The 15,922-nt window shown below is 61.0% G+C and carries 19 protein-coding genes and 1 other RNA gene; 10 read left to right on the top strand and 10 right to left on the bottom strand.

Annotation, left to right across the window (positions count from 1 at the left end):
- Complete coding sequence (locus ACTG36_RS07510; RefSeq protein WP_375280404.1) at positions 1 to 885, bottom strand: LysR family transcriptional regulator; 885 nt, start codon at positions 883 to 885, stop codon at positions 1 to 3.
- 115 nt (positions 886 to 1,000) lie between these two features.
- Here ACTG36_RS07510 and ACTG36_RS07505 point away from each other — a divergent pair, with 115 nt between their 5' ends.
- Positions 1,001 to 1,234, top strand: coding sequence for a DUF1127 domain-containing protein (locus ACTG36_RS07505; RefSeq protein WP_375280403.1), 234 nt, complete (start codon positions 1,001 to 1,003; stop codon positions 1,232 to 1,234).
- Positions 1,235 to 1,378: 144 nt separating this feature from the next.
- Positions 1,379 to 2,155: a Bax inhibitor-1/YccA family protein gene (locus tag ACTG36_RS07500; RefSeq protein WP_375280402.1), complete on the top strand. Its 777-nt coding sequence runs from the start codon at positions 1,379 to 1,381 to the stop codon at positions 2,153 to 2,155.
- Between the two features lie 158 nt (positions 2,156 to 2,313).
- Here the strand turns inward: ACTG36_RS07500 and ACTG36_RS07495 are convergent, their stop codons facing one another.
- Together ACTG36_RS07495 and rpmG are read right to left on the bottom strand one after the other, a co-directional pair.
- A complete protein-coding gene (locus ACTG36_RS07495) occupies positions 2,314 to 2,811 on the bottom strand; it encodes a GNAT family N-acetyltransferase (protein ID WP_375280401.1) in 498 nt (165 codons plus the stop codon).
- A gap of 87 nt (positions 2,812 to 2,898) precedes the next feature.
- On the bottom strand, positions 2,899 to 3,066 hold the full coding sequence (gene rpmG / locus ACTG36_RS07490; RefSeq protein ID WP_007814563.1) for a 50S ribosomal protein L33: 168 nt from the start codon (positions 3,064 to 3,066) through the stop codon (positions 2,899 to 2,901).
- 160 nt (positions 3,067 to 3,226) lie between these two features.
- On the opposite strand from rpmG, the gene ACTG36_RS07485 reads away from it, so the two are divergent.
- Positions 3,227 to 4,567, top strand: a complete 1,341-nt coding sequence (locus tag ACTG36_RS07485) for a cation:proton antiporter (protein WP_375280400.1) — start codon at positions 3,227 to 3,229, stop codon at positions 4,565 to 4,567.
- A gap of 126 nt (positions 4,568 to 4,693) precedes the next feature.
- Here ACTG36_RS07485 and rnpB read toward each other — a convergent pair.
- The 7 genes from rnpB to ACTG36_RS07450 form a co-directional block, all read right to left on the bottom strand.
- Positions 4,694 to 5,087: RNase P RNA component class A (rnpB, locus tag ACTG36_RS07480), an RNA gene on the bottom strand.
- 13 nt (positions 5,088 to 5,100) lie between these two features.
- On the bottom strand, positions 5,101 to 5,778 hold the full coding sequence (locus tag ACTG36_RS07475) for an N-acetylmuramoyl-L-alanine amidase (protein ID WP_375280399.1): 678 nt from the start codon (positions 5,776 to 5,778) through the stop codon (positions 5,101 to 5,103).
- 8 nt (positions 5,779 to 5,786) lie between these two features.
- Positions 5,787 to 6,524: a hypothetical protein gene (locus tag ACTG36_RS07470; protein WP_375280398.1), complete on the bottom strand. Its 738-nt coding sequence runs from the start codon at positions 6,522 to 6,524 to the stop codon at positions 5,787 to 5,789.
- 48 nt (positions 6,525 to 6,572) lie between these two features.
- Complete coding sequence (gene gatA / locus ACTG36_RS07465) at positions 6,573 to 8,042, bottom strand: Asp-tRNA(Asn)/Glu-tRNA(Gln) amidotransferase subunit GatA (protein WP_375280397.1); 1,470 nt, start codon at positions 8,040 to 8,042, stop codon at positions 6,573 to 6,575.
- Positions 8,042 to 8,329, bottom strand: coding sequence for an Asp-tRNA(Asn)/Glu-tRNA(Gln) amidotransferase subunit GatC (gene gatC, locus ACTG36_RS07460; protein WP_296420275.1), 288 nt, complete (start codon positions 8,327 to 8,329; stop codon positions 8,042 to 8,044). Before gatC ends, gatA begins: the two co-directional genes overlap by 1 nt.
- A gap of 32 nt (positions 8,330 to 8,361) precedes the next feature.
- The gene (locus ACTG36_RS07455; protein ID WP_375280396.1) at positions 8,362 to 9,018 is read right to left on the bottom strand and encodes a hypothetical protein; all 657 of its coding nucleotides are present in this window, start codon (positions 9,016 to 9,018) and stop codon (positions 8,362 to 8,364) included.
- 42 nt (positions 9,019 to 9,060) lie between these two features.
- Positions 9,061 to 9,513: a nucleoside deaminase gene (locus ACTG36_RS07450; protein ID WP_375280395.1), complete on the bottom strand. Its 453-nt coding sequence runs from the start codon at positions 9,511 to 9,513 to the stop codon at positions 9,061 to 9,063.
- 127 nt (positions 9,514 to 9,640) lie between these two features.
- Here ACTG36_RS07450 and ACTG36_RS07445 point away from each other — a divergent pair, with 127 nt between their 5' ends.
- The 7 genes from ACTG36_RS07445 to ACTG36_RS07415 all read left to right on the top strand — a co-directional run bounded on the left by ACTG36_RS07445 (position 9,641) and on the right by ACTG36_RS07415 (position 15,891).
- Positions 9,641 to 10,471, top strand: coding sequence for a pseudouridine synthase (locus tag ACTG36_RS07445; RefSeq protein WP_375280394.1), 831 nt, complete (start codon positions 9,641 to 9,643; stop codon positions 10,469 to 10,471).
- Between the two features lie 185 nt (positions 10,472 to 10,656).
- On the top strand, positions 10,657 to 10,851 hold the full coding sequence (locus tag ACTG36_RS07440) for a hypothetical protein (RefSeq protein ID WP_375280393.1): 195 nt from the start codon (positions 10,657 to 10,659) through the stop codon (positions 10,849 to 10,851).
- Between the two features lie 54 nt (positions 10,852 to 10,905).
- Entirely contained in the window at positions 10,906 to 11,724 is an 819-nt protein-coding gene (locus ACTG36_RS07435; protein WP_439141885.1) for a 5-bromo-4-chloroindolyl phosphate hydrolysis family protein, read from the top strand.
- A gap of 25 nt (positions 11,725 to 11,749) precedes the next feature.
- Positions 11,750 to 12,949 carry a toxic anion resistance protein gene (locus ACTG36_RS07430; RefSeq protein WP_375280391.1) on the top strand — a complete coding sequence of 400 codons (1,200 nt, stop codon included), beginning with the start codon at positions 11,750 to 11,752 and terminating at the stop codon, positions 12,947 to 12,949.
- Between the two features lie 7 nt (positions 12,950 to 12,956).
- Complete coding sequence (locus ACTG36_RS07425; RefSeq protein WP_375280389.1) at positions 12,957 to 13,937, top strand: DUF2927 domain-containing protein; 981 nt, start codon at positions 12,957 to 12,959, stop codon at positions 13,935 to 13,937.
- Between the two features lie 31 nt (positions 13,938 to 13,968).
- Positions 13,969 to 15,063, top strand: coding sequence for an SPFH domain-containing protein (locus ACTG36_RS07420; RefSeq protein ID WP_439141882.1), 1,095 nt, complete (start codon positions 13,969 to 13,971; stop codon positions 15,061 to 15,063).
- Positions 15,064 to 15,891, top strand: coding sequence for a GNAT family N-acetyltransferase (locus tag ACTG36_RS07415; protein ID WP_375280387.1), 828 nt, complete (start codon positions 15,064 to 15,066; stop codon positions 15,889 to 15,891). It begins immediately after the preceding gene.
- Positions 15,892 to 15,922 lie beyond the last annotated feature (31 nt).

The raw sequence follows: 15,922 nt of genomic DNA, 5'->3' as shown, positions 1-15,922 counted from the left end.
CTACGCCGATAAGCGGCGCGGCGCGTTGGCCTTCCATTCGGACAGATAGGACTGGCGGATCATCTCATGCAGGGCAGCCTGCACGGGATCGTCTTTGGCCTGCATATACAGCACGATCTGGGTTTTGCCCGGATCAGGCAGGCCCGCATCGCCGGGCAGCAGATCGGTCTGTTCAGGCAATGATCCTTTGATGATCGCATTGACCGCCAGATCGGCACTGACGACGGCCTCGACCGCACTGTCGGCGGCCGATTCGAGGGTCATGGACCACTCAAAGTTCGCATCGTCCAGCCGTTTCAAAACCCCCGACCGGAAGATGCAATTCGAACAAAAGGCCACCGGAAGGGGCCGCTGTTTGTAGGCCACACCACCGCGGGCGCCGACCCAGACCAGAGGCAAGGTCACAAGCGCCTCGCCATCTTCGCCGGGGCTGCTTTCGGTAGTCAGGATCGCGTCCAATTCGCCGCGCGCGAACATCTCACGCAGGGTTTTGGTCGGCTGAGAGACCAGCTTGATCTGCATTCGCGGAAAATCGGCGGCGAACTGACGCAACACCGGCGGGATATAGGGGTAGATGATGTCATGGGGCACGCCCAGCGAAATCTCGCCCTCATAGTCTTGTGACGTCAGACGCTGCAGCGCCTCATCATTCAGTGCCAACATCCGGCGCGCATAACTGAGCAGTTGTTCGCCCTGCGGTGTGACCCCGATCTGGCGGCTGGAGCGGTCCAGCAAATCAAGCCCCAGCGCCTCTTCCAATCGTTTGAGCTGCATGGACACCGCTGATTGCGTCAGGTTCAGCACCCCCGCCGCCCGCGTGACGCCGCCTGAGTCCGCCACCGCCACAAAGGACCGAAGGGCAGTCACATCCAAATTTCTAGCCATATCACAAATCCTGATGATTAAGACGTCAAACATTCATTTCCATTATGTCACCGGATACTGGATATATCAACACATGGAATGATATTTGAAAATCGCATCACGAAAGGAAATGAAAATGGCTGTTTTCTCAACCTATATTTTGGCGACCGGATCCCGCAACGTCCAACGGGTCACGCTGCGCCGCCGTTTGGCTCTCAGTGTCACCGTCTGGATGGAACGTCGCGCACTGCGGGGTTTGGATGCCGGTCGCCTTGCAGATTTGGGCCTGACCCAAGCGCAAGCGGAGGCCGAGGCAGGTCGGCCGTTGTGGGATTTACCCTCGGATCGGGTATTTTCACACCGATCGTGACAATACTGACAATTTGACGCGGAAAACCGGATGCCTCGCGTCCGGTTTTCCTTGAATTGCAGTTCCGTCATGCCAATATCTAGCCCGAGGGGTTCGGAAGCCACCGCACCCGACGTAATTCACGTTCAACCTTGGAGGGAATTCATGGCTGACTACAGAAACCCGCAGATGACCGCCGGTCTCGGCGCGCGCACTGCGCAAATTGATGAGGGCCTGCGCGCCCATATGAACAAGGTCTATGGCCTGATGTCGGGCGGTTTGTTCCTGACGTTCATCGCCGCATGGGCCATCGGCACGATGACCGTGTCCGCGACCCCAACAGAATATGCCTTGGGGTCTGGCCGCTATCTGACCGATCTGGGTGCTACCCTGTACCTGAGCCCGCTGAAGTGGGTGATCATGTTCCTGCCGCTGGTGATGGTCTTTGCCTTTGGCGCAATGATCAACCGCATTTCGGCCGCAGGCGCGAACCTGTTTTTCTACGTGTTTGCCGCCGCGATGGGCGTGTCGATTTCGTGGATTTTCGTGGCCTTCACGGGCACATCCATCGCGCAGGTGTTCTTGATCACATCTATCGCCTTCGCCGGCCTGTCCCTGTGGGGCTACACCACGAAGCGTGACATCTCCGGTTGGGGCAGCTTCCTGATCATGGGTGTTATCGGCCTGATTGTGGCCTCTGTGGTGAACATCTGGTTGCAGTCCGATGCCTTGGGCTGGGCCGTGTCCGTCATCGGCCTGCTGATCTTTGCGGGTCTGACCGCCTACGACACCCAGCGCATCAAGAACGAATATGTGGCCCACGCGGCCCACGGTGATCAGGAGTGGTTGGACAAATCGGCGATCATGGGATCGTTGAGCCTCTACATCAACTTCATCAACATGTTCATGTTCCTGCTGCAGTTCTTGGGCAGCCGCGAATAGCGGACATCACAGTCGAACCAGATCAGGGTCGCCATCGGGCGGCCCTTTTCTTTGGCCGGTGCATTTGGGGATGGGATGATCGAATGGGCTGCGCCCATCCGATCCGAGCGCGCGCGATGCGCGCGCCCCTTTTTTAGGTATTTTTGAACCAGAGAAGCCTAGAGGAGGCGCTCCATCTCTACGGCGGGAAAGTCGATGCCGCGACCAAGGGGGACCGTTACGTCTTTGAGGGGTTCAAACCCCATGACGCGGTAAAAGGACACGGCGGTGCGGGTTGACAGGCAGCGCAGGGGGCGCAGGCCTAGGGTCTGGGCTGCGGCGATGATGTGATCCATCAGCGCCCGCCCCACGCCGCGCCGCGTGGCTGTCGCATCCGTGACCACATGGCGGATATGACCCACCCCGCGTGTGATCGCGCCGGAGCCGAGGGCTGCAAGCGTCCAGCCACCGGCCCCCAGCAGGGCGCCGTGCTGGTCTTCGACCAGATAGTAGGTTCCGCAGGTCACGAGCGCCGGCTGGGCGCGGCTGGTCTTGGGCAGGGCGAGCACCAGCACCGATGGCGCATAGTCGGGTTTGAGAAGTCGCGGATAGGACCGCGCCAGCAGTGCGTTCACCGACGTGATGTCAGCCGAAGTGGTTGGTCTGATCTGAAACATATCCCGTCCCCCAAACGAAAACGGGCCACCCGACAAGGTGACCCGTTTGAAATCCAAATGTCGGGCTGGCCGACGTGGCAGATGATCTTACTTGATCTTGCCTTCTTTGTATTCCACGTGCTTGCGCACAACGGGGTCGTACTTCCGTACAACCATCTTTTCCGTCATGGTACGTGCGTTTTTCTTGGTCACATAAAAGTGGCCTGTGCCTGCGGTGGAGTTCAGGCGGATTTTGATCGTGGTTGGCTTCGCCATGTCATCTCTCCGGTGTCGCGGGCGACGGTGCGCGCGCGTGTGAATTCATATGAAGTCCGCCTTCTACGGGGTTTCCGCCTCGAGTCAACCGCCCAAATGGTGATTTCCCGCCCAAGGTCCCTGCCTTGCCCGATCCCGCCTGTGCCCCATATCGCATCCCATGTTTATCCTGTCGGAATATTTCGGGCTGTCCACCCGGTCGATCTTTTATTTGATCCTTGGGCTCGCCCTTATGGCGTTGACCCTACAGCCGCTCTGGAACCGCTATCGCATCATCAACGTGCCGCTGTTGTTTGTGGGATTGGGCGCGATTTTGGGGGGTGTGGGCCTGCCGGTACTGAACCCGCTGAGCAACGATCTGTCCGCAAAAATTGTCGAACATATCTCTGAGTTGATTGTACTGATCTCACTGGCGGGTGCAGGTCTTGCGATTGATACCCGTGAGAGCTTTCGCAACTGGCAGGCCACGATCCGCCTTTTGGCCATCGCCATGCCGTTGACGATCCTTGGGGTGGCCTTGTTGGGGATCTGGGTTGCGGGGCTTCCGCTGGCCTCCGCCTTGTTGCTGGCCGCCGTATTGGCCCCCACGGACCCTGTTTTGGCGCGGTCTGTGCAGGTCAGCCCCCCGGGGCAGGACGCAAGCCCGTTGGAGGTATCGCTGACGGCAGAGGCGGGCTTGAACGACGGGCTGGCGTTCCCCTTTGTGTATCTGGCACTTGCCGTGGTTGCGGCTTCTGGTGCGGGCTGGTCGGAGTGGGGTTGGACATGGTTGGGGTATGATTTCATCTACCGAGTGGTGGCCGGTTACGCGGTGGGTTGGGGCTGCGGGATGGTGATTTCCAAGCTGCTGCACAGCCGGTACGGGGACGCCAGCCTAGGCGCATGGAACGCGCTGATTGTGGTTCTGGCATCGACCTTTACGGCCTATGGCGCCGCTGAAGCGGTGTCGGGGTACGGGTTTCTTGCTGTTTTCGCAGCGGCGCGTGCGGGGCGCTATTACGGGGACCGGCAAGACGGGCTTTATGCCAAGTTCGTGCACCGCGATGCCGATCAGCTTGAGAATGTACTATTGGTGATTTTGCTGGTCTGGTTCGGGATGTTTTTGACCAACGGGCTGATGGCAAATGTGGCGTGGACCGACATTGCGATAGCTGCTGCCATCTTGCTGGTGGTGCGCCCCTTGGGGGGACTGGTGGCGTTGGTCGGGTTGGAATGTGAGGACATGTCACGCTTCAAGGTCGCGTTTTTCGGGATTCGCGGCATGGGCACCGTGTTCTACATCGCCTACGCGCAAAACCACGCGGAATTCCAAGACATCGACGCGATCTGGCGCATCTGCGCGGTGACGATTTTGATGTCGATGCTGGTGCATGGCTTTGCCGCGAATTTCGTATTGCCCAAGGGGGGCCCCGACGAAGATGGCGATACGGACGATGCGGAGGTCCATCCCTATCACGAACGGGCGGAGGCTGAGGCGGGGCAGAACGACAGCGCTGCATGACCCTGCCCACCCGTCGCCACGAACATCGCATCGGGGCGACGTAAGCGCGCCTTAAGTCCTGAGTGGGCGTCACGTCGCTGCGCTGCATGACCCTGCCCACCCGTCGCTTCGAACCGACGTTAGGGACGACGCGGAGGATCTATAAGCCGGATTTTGTTCCTTGGGGGCCGTGACCCCCAATTCGATGACCATTCATCTCAAGCGACAGTTGCCTGCCGCCCTCTAGCTGCCAACCCGGACCTGCTCGGATCAAGGCGATCCTGGGTTGCCCCGCGCGGTCCCTATTTGGCATTGCTCCCAGTGGGGCTTGCCGTGCCAGCGATGTTGCCATCGCCGCGGTGGGCTCTTACCCCACCGTTTCACCCTTACCCTGCGGAGCAGGGCGGTCTGTTTTCTGTGGCGCTGTCCGTCAAACACAACGGAATTCTCCGCTGCAATTGCCCGGGAATTACCCGGCACCGTGCCCTGATGGAGTCCGGACTTTCCTATGGGTTGCCCCATCGGCCATCCAATCCTCCGCGTCAGGAATGGGCCTAAGAGGTCGGCGGGGCTTTCGCAATACCAAACCGCGCGGCCAGATCAGCGGCCAAGGCGCAATCGACAGCATCCAGCGGCCCGGTGTGCCCCGGTCTATGGCGCAGGCGGAACGCAGACAGCAGCGTGTCAAAATCCACCTGAGCCGTATATCCGGCCCGTGCCGCATCGGCGCGAAAGGCGTCCTCGGTTGGCGCGGCAGCGCCGGTCGGGGACGCAGCGATGGCGCACCCACGGCGCACCAGACGCGCCCAGTCAAACCGTGGGCCGGGGTCAATCTTGCGCCCCGGGGCCAGATCGGAATGGGCGATCACGCGGTGCGCGGGGATGTTCCAGCGCGCCATGATGCCCCCCATCAAATCCTCAAGCGCGTCCATCAAGGGGGCTGCAAAGGGCGATGCGCCGTCATTGGACAGCTCAATCCCGATGGAATGTGAATTGACGTCCGTGACATCCCCCCAGCGCCCAGCCCCTGCGTGCCACGCACGTTGGTCTTCATCGACCAGACCGACGACCTCACCTTGCGGAGAAATGATGTAATGGGCCGACACCTCGGCCTCAGGGTTACACAGCCAGTCCCGCGCGCGGGTCCAATCGGCCATGGCCGTGTAGTGCAAAACAATCAGATCAGGTACCGCGCCCCCGCGACGTGGCCCGAAGTTGGGCGACAGCGCCACGCGAAGCCCTAGTTGCCGGAGGCCAGCGTGCGGAACGGCTGTGGGTCCCACCCGCAGGCAAAGCCATCCCCATCGGGATCAAGCCCGCGCCGGTCACGCTGCGGTCCACCGCGCGCGATGAAATCGCGCTGCGCTTCGTCTGGCGTCCGGTACTTGGCACAGTTGCGCGCAAAGCGGCCAGCGGCGTTGAACCCTGCGCGGTCAAAGACGCTTTCACCCAGATTATTGGGCGCTTGGAGGGCATATTGCACGATATTGGGGCCGATGTTGCCGTTGCGGTCAGGCAGAGCTGTGGCCTCGATCAACTGATAGGCTGCGGCCTGACGCGCGCGGCGTTCCGCATCGCTTTCAATGCTTTCGCGCGATGCCACGGCCCCGAAATCCTGCTCATCCGAGATATCGGCGTTGGACGCCAGCGGCGTTTGCGATGTGGCAGCCACAGGCGCGCCGGATGCACTGCCAGACACACCGCCTGAGGCTCGCGCGCCAATCCCCGCCGCCGCCAGATCAGAGGAGTTCACCCCCGCTGCACCAGACACGGGCGTTGGCGCCCCCGGTGTCGCAATCGCGCCGTTGGGCTGCAAGGTGGGGCCCACCTCACCGCGCAACTGCGCTTCGCGGCGGGCGCGTTCCAGCTCAAATTCGGCAAAGTCATTGAACCCGACACCTTGTCCGCTGTCGGGCACTTCGGCTGCACATGCGGCCAGCACAAAGGCGCTGACGCCCAAAATCGCAAGTCTTTTCATGGCTTTGCTCTGCCTATCCGTCTGAAATATCGCTCGTTAAAGGCCTGTTTACCACCAACGCGCGGGTTTTGCTACAAAGCCTGCGGCCTGTTCCAGCGCATAGGCTGTATTCAGGAGATCGCCCTCTTCCCACGGGCGGCCAATCAGTTGCAGGCCCAGCGGCAGGCCTGCCGCATCCACACCCGCAGGCACCGCAATGCCCGGCAGTCCGGCGAGGTTCACTGTCACCGTAAACACGTCGTTAAGGTACATCTGGACCGGATCATCGAACTTTTGACCCAGCGCAAAGGCCGCAGACGGTGTGGCGGGCGTCAGGATCGCGTCGACCCCATCGGCGAACACAGCCTCAAAATCCTGCTTGATCAGCGTGCGGACCTTGCGGGCGCGGTTGTAATAGGCGTCATAGAAACCCGCGGACAGCACATAGGTGCCGATCATCACGCGGCGCTGGACCTCAGACCCGAAGCCTTCGGCGCGGGTCTTTTCATACATTTCGGTGATGCCATCGCCGGCGGCCAGACCTGCGCGGTGGCCAAAGCGCACGCCGTCATAGCGCGCCAAGTTGGACGACGCCTCAGCTGGGGCGATCACGTAATAGGCAGGCAGCGCGTATTTGGTGTGCGGCAGGGTGATATCGACGATTTTAGCGCCTGCATCGCGCAGCATGGCGGTGCCATCTTCCCAGAGCTTTTCAATCTCGGCAGGCATCCCCTCCATCCGGTATTCTTTCGGGATACCGATGGTTTTGCCGCGAATGTCACCGGTCAAGGCGGCTTCGAAATCGGGCACGGCCAGATCGGCGGAGGTGCTGTCTTTGGGGTCGTGGCCGCACATGGCGCGCAGCATGATCGCCGCGTCGCGCACGTCTTTGGTCATCGGCCCAGCCTGATCCAAGGACGACGCAAAGGCCACGATGCCCCAACGGGACACACGGCCATAGGTCGGTTTGATACCGGTAATGCCGGTGAAAGCCGCAGGCTGGCGGATCGACCCGCCTGTGTCGGTGCCCGTGGCGCCCAGACACAAATCAGCCGCCACAGCAGAGGCGGAGCCGCCCGACGACCCACCCGGTGTGAGCGCGGCATCGCCCGCTTTCCACGGGTTCACAGCGTTGCCGTAGACAGAGGTTTCGTTGGACGAGCCCATGGCGAATTCATCCATGTTGAGCTTGCCCAACATCACAGCGCCCTGATCAAACAGCTGTGTCGTCACGGTCGATTCGTATTCCGGTTTGAACCCGTCCAGAATGCGCGATGCGGCCTGCGATGCCACACCCTTGGTGCAGAACAAATCCTTGATGCCGAGTGGAATCCCGTTGAGGTCCCCGCCGTCTTTGCGTGCATCCGCCGACCTAGCCTGTTCCAACGCGACCTCGGGCGTTTTGTGCACGAAAGCCCCCAAAGCATCGGCGGCGTCGATTTCGGCCAGACAAGCCTCGGTCAGTTCCACGGACGTCACGTCGCCCTTTTTCAGGGCATCCCGCGCGGCGGCGATGGTCAGTTTGGAGAGTTCAGACATTATTCAACCACCTTCGGAACAGCAAAGAACCCTTCACGGGCATCGGGGGCGTTTTTGAGGACCGCCTGCGGCTGATCCCCATCGGTCACGACATCCTCACGCCGTTTCAGGCGCTGGGGCGTCACGGATGTCATCGGCTCCACCCCGTCAACATCGACTTCATTCAGCTGTTCGATGAACCCAAGGATCGCGCTGAATTCATTGGCCAATTCGGGCAGATCAGCCTCTTCGACCTTGATGCGGGCCAGTTTGGCCACGCGGCGGGCCGTTTCCGTGTCAATGGACATGGGATTCTCCGTTCAAACGTTTGGACAGGGCTTTACGCCGAAGCGGGGGGCGCTTCAACCGTGTGGCGACGGTAAACCTCGATCATCCAGGCCAGCATAATCCCGTTGAGGATATGCCAGAACATGTGGGTGCCCACGGGAAAGGCATCGCACAGCGGCATATCCAGACTGCGCAGGGTGATCGACAAAGACAGGATCGCGGCCCCGATGACAAAACCACGCGCCGTTAGTGGCATCTGGCGGCGATACAGCGCGGCATAGGCCAGCAGCAATATCGGCACCGCCCAGTAGAAGTTCGAAATCCCGAAAAACGGCAGCGGGTCCAACGCCAGCGTGACGCCTGCCGCGTAGGGCAGAAAGCCCAAAACCCCGACCAGCGACGCCCAAATCGGCCAGCCCACCATGTGCCGGTTGACCACAAACAGATAGACGAAGATGAAAATACCAATGGGGGCGACATCGGCCAAGGACGCCCATGCCGTGGCGTGGGTGTGAAACAGGTAACTGCCCACCCCGATGGCAAAGAGCACCGCACACAGAACACGGCCCCAGAACAGATGCGCCACACGGGTCCACATTAAGATCGCGGCAATGATGAAGGACGCATTTGTCAGCGCGTTCAAAGGCTCGGACCAATAGGTAAAATCCGTGCGTTCGCAGTAGCCGTCGAATTGTTCAAACCAGTTCATGGGCAGCCTTCCTTTGGGCGTGTGGCAATTGTCATCTGGGGGTCAGGCACGTTTGTCCGCAAAGAAACGGATCAAAAGGCCGCGCGCTTCCCCCTCAGCCAAGCCTTCGAAAATCTCCGGCTTATGGTGGCATTGGGGATGGGAAAAAACCCGCGCGCCCTGTTCGACGCCGCCGGATTTGGGGTCTGATGCGCCGTAGTAAAGCCGCCCGATGCGCGCGTTCGAAATTGCGGCGGCGCACATGGGGCACGGTTCCAGCGTGACATAAAGGTCGTGACCGGTCAGCCGTTCCTGCCCCAAGGCCGCGCAGGCGGCACGGATCGCCAGAACCTCGGCATGGGCGGTGGGATCGTTGAGTTCACGGGTCCGGTTGCCGGTGGCGGCGATGACCTCGCCTTGCGGCGAAACCACCACCGCACCCACGGGCACTTCGCCACGGGTGGCGGCGGCGCGGGCCTCGGACAGGGCGCGGTCCATGTGGGTTTTGAATGTCATGCGTCTTATTGGCGGGGGATCGTTCCGTTTGGCAAGGGCCGGAGCCTCCGGCGGGCATATTTTTGAACCAAAGAAGCGGGGCGCGTGGCCATTGCACGCAGCTCTGCAAGGCTTTAGGCGCTTGGGGATGAGTGATGATATGAAAAAGACGCCCCCCGGCGACCGGATTGCCAAGGTTCTGGCGCGCGCCGGTGTGGCCAGCCGCCGTGAGGCCGAAAAGATTGTTGAGGCCGGACGGGTCAGTGTGAACGGCAAGGTCGTGCTGACGCCCGCGCTGAACGTGATCCCCAAGGACCGTATTCTGGTCGATGGCGCACCCCTGGCCGAGGCCGAGCCGCCGCGCATGTGGCTGTACCACAAACCTGCCGGTCTGGTGACAACCGAACGGGATGAACAGGGCCGCGATACGGTCTTCAATGCGCTTCCCAAGGACATGCCGCGGGTGATGTCTGTGGGACGGCTGGATTTGAATTCCGAAGGCCTGTTGGTGCTGACCAACGATGGTGAACTGAAACGGAAGATGGAACTGCCCGCCACCGGCTGGCTGCGCCGCTACCGCGTGCGGATCAAGGGATCGCTGTCAGAGGCCAAGCTGGACACGTTGCGCAAAGGCATCGAAGTGGACGGCATCCGCTATGCCCCCATGGATGTGACCTTTGACCGCCAACAGGGCGCCAATGCTTGGCTGACTGTGGGCCTGCGTGAAGGCAAGAACCGCGAAATCCGCCGCGTGATGGACGCGCAGGGTGTGACCGTGAACCGGCTGATCCGCATTTCATACGGGCCGTTCCAGCTGGGCCAGCTGAAGCAGGGCGAGGTTGAAGAAGTCAAACAGCGGATCGTCAAAGACCAGATGGGACTGCGTGAGACACCCAAACCCCAACGTGTGCGCAAAGCGCCCCCAAAAGGGAAACCAAAGCCCCGCCCACGGGTTAGGGGGAAAGAACCGCGTCCTTGACCCTTGCCGCAGGGCCGCGGGTTCTGCATGGTGCTTTTGGCCAAATGGGGATGGAAATTTGATCTGGTTGGGGATTTTTGCGCTGAACTTGGCTGTTTTAGCCGCTTTGCGGGGGGTGAACCCTCGTATTCGGCGCAGGCGGCGCATATGTATTGTGACATATCCGGGGCCGAACAGGACAGCACATGGCGCGCATATTGATCTTTTTGATCGCCTTGGCGGTCGTGATTGCCGTGATTATCGCCCTGCGACGCGCCGTCCAATTCGCCCAATCCAGCACTGAGGACCAGCACTTGCCCAAATCCGTCCAAACCCTGTCTTACGTATTGCTGATTGCCCTGATGTTCGGGGTCGTCACCGGTTGGTTGGGGGGGCTTTAGACTACGGCCAAGAAATTTGGCGGCAGGTTCAGCCCCGATGGTGCCGCGACCGGTGTGCGCGAAGAGGTTATCGACCAGCGCCGCGTGGATGCGGCAGGGGCCAAGGCGAACGTTCTGTTTTTGCCCGGCGTGCTGTTGGCGTTCTTGTCGCTGAACGAAGGCGCTGTCGGGCTGGCCATGGGGTTGGTGGGTGCTGCACTCTTGTCGCTGGCCGCATGGCTGACACGGGACGGCATGCGCGCGCAGGCGGCGTTTGATGCGCGCAAAGTCGCCCGCAAGCCCGCCCTGCCCCGCAAGATCATCGGTGCGGTTCTAACCGGTTGCGGGATCGCGCTGGCGTCGTTGATGAATGACGGATCGACCTTGGCAGCCCTTCTGTATGGCATCGTGGCCGGTGGCCTGCACATCACCGCCTTTGGCCTTGATCCCCTGCGCGACAAACGCATGGAGGGGATCGACACCTTTCAACAAGACCGCGTGGCCCGCGTCGTGGATGAGGCCGAGGCCCATCTTGCCTCTATGCGCGACCACATCGCGTCGGTCAAAGACCGCCATCTGGACAACCGCGTGGAGCAGTTTCAGGCCGCCGCCCGCCGCATGATCCGCACCGTCGAAGAAGACCCGCGCGATCTGACCGGCGCACGCAAATTCTTGGGCGTCTATCTGATGGGCGCGCGGGATGCGGCTGTGAAATTCGCGGATCTTTACAAACGCAAACGCGACGAAGAGGCGCGCGCCGATTTTGAGGCGCTCCTGACCGATCTTGAGCAGAATTTCGCCGCACGGACCGAGAAAATGTTGCTCGATGATCGAAGTGACATGGATATTGAAATCAAAGTGTTGCGGGACAGACTGCAACGAGAGGGCCTGTAGCCCAGGCCAATGAAGGGGGACATAAATGTCTGAAACTGTTGTGAAAAATATGCAAGCGGCGCAAACGCAGCTGGCAGAAGTCGAAAAGGTGACAGCCGTGGTGCTGCCAGAACCCAAGGGCGAATTGGTCCCGTTGGAACAGGCCGATGCGCCCACCAGCGCGGAAATCACGCGCCGGATGGCCGAACTGGACATGACCGACACCAACTCGATCATCTCTTTCGGGTCCGCCGCACAGGCCGAATTGCAGGAAATTTCCCAATCCATGCTGCAAGGCGTGCGCAACAAGGATGTGGGCCCTGCGGGCGACAGCCTGCGCCAGATCGTGACCACCATTCGCGGCTTCAACGTCAGCGAATTGGACGTGCGTCGCAAACGGTCGTGGTGGGAAAAACTACTGGGCCGCGCAGCACCAGCCGCAAAATTCGCCGCCCGGTTCGAAACCGTACAGGGCCAGATCGACAAGGTCACCGATGATCTGTTGCGCCATGAACATGTGCTTCTCAAAGACATCGAAAGCCTTGATGTTCTTTATGACAAAACGCTGAGCTTCTATGACGAACTGGGCCTTTACATCACCGCCGGTGAAGAAAAGCTGCGTGAGATGGACGAACAGGTCATCCCCGCCAAAGAGGCCGAGGTCGCCGCCGCCCCTGAGGATCAGGGCGTCATGAAAGCGCAGGAATTGCGCGACATTCGTGCGGCCCGCGACGATCTGGAACGCCGTGTCCACGACCTGAAACTGACCCGTCAGGTGACGATGCAATCCTTGCCGTCGATCCGTCTGGTGCAAGAAAATGACAAAAGCCTTGTGACGAAGATCAATTCGACCCTGATCAACACGGTGCCTTTGTGGGAAACGCAGCTGGCACAGGCTGTCACGATCCAACGCTCCGCCGAGGCGGCAAATGCCGTGCGCGACGCCAATGATCTGACCAATGAACTGCTGACCGCCAATGCCGAAAACCTGCGTCAGGCCAACAAGACCATCCGCACCGAGATGGAGCGCGGCGTCTTCGACATCGAAGCCATCAAGGCTGCCAATGCGGACCTGATCGGCACCATCGAGGAAAGCCTGCAGATCGCAGACGAAGGCAAGCGCAAGCGCGCCGAGGCCGAGAAGGAGCTGAAAACGATGGAGGCGGAGCTGAAATCCACCCTCGCCGCCGCCAAAGCCCGCACAACGGGCACTGGCGACACCATCGGCACGGCAACAGGGGCATAAGGCCCGCATGACGTGGACAGGCGGCATTTGGCGACGTGGTTTGGGCTTGGACGCCCTGCTGTCTCTGGCCGCCTGTGACACTGTGGGCGTGGACGACGGGATGGCCACATCCCCCACCCCGCCCACACGCCCCGACAAAGTCGAAGTGCCCTTTCAGGCGCCTGTAGATCTGGCGCCGTCAGACGCAAGCCGCGCCTTGGCCGTGCATTACCGCCGCGTTGAAAATGACCTGCTGGCGCGCGGTCTGCTGCGTACCGACGGCGGCGGGCCGGACACCACATTCACCGACACAATGCTGGCGCGCAACTTTGTCCGCATCGCATTGTTCGATGAATTTGTCGCCACAGATCAAGGGCTTGAGGCACGGCCCACCCTCAGCCGCCTGCGCCGCTGGGAACAGCCCGTACGGTTCACCATCGACTACGGTGCTACGATCCCCGAAGCCCAGCGCACCAAAGACAGCGCCGACATCCGCAACTACGTCAGCCGCCTTGCGCGTGTCACTGGTCATCCGATGTCTGTCACCGACACCAATCCGAATTTCCACGTTCTGATGCTGAACGAAGACGACCGGCTCGGCTACGGCGACCGCCTGCGCGCCCTTGTGCCGGGCATCGATGACAGGTCCGTGCGCGCCTTTCTGGACGTGCCCCGCGATACGCTGTGTCTGGTGCTGGCATTTTCGCGCGATGGCAGTTCTGACTACGATCAGGCCGTGGCGGTGATCCGCGGCGAACACCCCGACCTGATGCGGCTGGCCTGTATTCACGAAGAACTCGCCCAAGGCCTTGGCCTTGCCAACGACAGCCCCCGTGCGCGTCCCAGCATCTTTAACGACGACGAAGAATTCGGCTTGCTGACGACGCATGACGAATTGCTGTTGCAAATGCTCTATGATGACCGCCTGCAAACAGGGATGCGTGCCGCCGAAGCCGCCCCCATCGCGCGGGTCATTGCCTCCGAAATTATGAACTCCGGTCCCAGCTGACCACAAATGCCACAACGAAAGGACCGCCCCCATGGGAATTCTTGATTTTCTCGCCGGCCAATTCATCGACGTCATCCACTGGACCGACGACACTCGCGACACCATGGTGTGGCGGTTCGAACGTGAGGGCCATGAGATCAAATACGGCGCCAAACTGACCGTCCGCGAAGGTCAGGCGGCGGTGTTTGTGCACGAAGGCCAGCTGGCCGATGTGTTTACACCGGGGCTGTATATGTTGGAAACCAACAACATGCCGATCATGACGACGTTGCAGCACTGGGATCACGGGTTCAAATCCCCCTTCAAATCCGAGATTTACTACGTCAACACCACACGGTTCACCGACCTCAAATGGGGCACCAAAAACCCCATCATGCTGCGCGACCCCGAATTCGGCCCCACCCGCATCCGCGCCTTTGGCACCTACACGGTTAAGGTCACGGACCCGCGTCTGTTCCTGACCGAAAACGTCGGCACCGACGGCGAATTCACCATGGATGAAATCAGCTTTCAGGTCCGCAACATCATCGTGCAGGAATTCAGCCGCGTGATTGCGGCCTCCGGTATTCCCGTGCTCGATATGGCCGCCAACACCCGCGATCTGGGCAAACTGGTGGCCGGTGCCATTGCCGACACCGTGGCGCAATACGGCATCACGATCCCTGAATTCTATATCGAAAACATCTCGCTCCCGCCCGAAGTGGAAAAAGCCCTCGACACGCGGACTTCCCGTGGGCTGACCGGTGATCTGGACGCCCATATGAAATACGCCGCCGCCGAAGCCCTTCGTCAGGGCGGTGAAGCATCTGGTGCTATGGGTGTCGGCATGGGCGCTGGCATGGGCATGGCAATGGCGCAACAAATGGCCAACCCATGGGCGCGCGCCGCAGCCCCTGCTGCCCCGCCCCCACCGCCTGTGGAACACGTCTGGCACATTGCAGAGAACGGCGAAACCAAGGGCCCGTTCTCCAAAGCGCGCATGGGCCAGATGGCCGCTGCCGGTGAATTGACGCGCCAAACGCTGGTCTGGACCCAAGGCCAAGACGGATGGATGACAGCGGATGAGGTGCAGGAACTCGCGCAACTCTTCACCGTGATGCCCCCGCCCCCGCCCCCCGGCGCGTAAATGACAAAGGTCGTGGCTTTGGGGGCCAAAACCGTGGTCCCCATGCTGGATTTGGCCGTTCGGGACGATCAGGATCATCTGGTCGCCCCGAACGCCGTCACCTTGCCGCAGGCCCTGTTCGAAGGCGGCAGCGAGGTTTACGGCATCTACGACGGCAGCACGCCTGCGGGCCTTTTGGCGCTGATCGATTTCGCCCATGACGCCGTCAAACTGCAAACTCGAGAAACCCGCGACACCCTTTATATCTGGCGGCTGATGATTGACGCCAACCACCAAGGTCGCGGCCACGGACGCGCCGCCTTGGCCTTTGCTGCCGACCTGGCCCAGACACGCCGCCGCCGGCAAATCGCCCTCAGCGTGGTGCCCGATGCCGCCTCAGCGCTCCCCTTTTACGAAGCATCAGGTTTTGCCAAAACAGGCCGCAAAACTGACGGGGAGCTGGAATTGACCCGCCGCGTCCGATCCCCCGAAGACCGCCCGATCGCCTCCCCCGTTGCGGCCCTCGGCTCCGCCCGTTCTCGGCTGAAACCCTCTGCTAGAGGCTTTCCAAGACGCCATTCTGCGCCTGAGACGCCCCACTGGGGCCTCTCCGAGACGGCTCTGGGCTCCGCCCGTTCTCGGCTGAAACCTTCTGCTAAGGGCTTTCCAAGACGCCTCGAACTCTCTGGTTCAAAAATACCTTACTTCGACGCCCGAACCACACACGCCACCCTGCTTGAAAACGCCCCATCTCTGCCAACCAGCGGTTTTTCGCAGAAAAACCGCCCCCCGCCCGCAGCATGCGCCGACCGTCAGGTCGTCCCTTGCTCACCCCACATGCGACGCTAGATGTCTTTTATGACCCGCCGCCGCCTTCATA

It is taken from the genome of Pseudooctadecabacter sp. (assembly GCF_965657175.1).
In the GTDB taxonomy this organism is placed as follows: Bacteria; Pseudomonadota; Alphaproteobacteria; order Rhodobacterales; family Rhodobacteraceae; genus Octadecabacter.
This window is presented reverse-complemented; position numbering and strand designations above follow the sequence as displayed.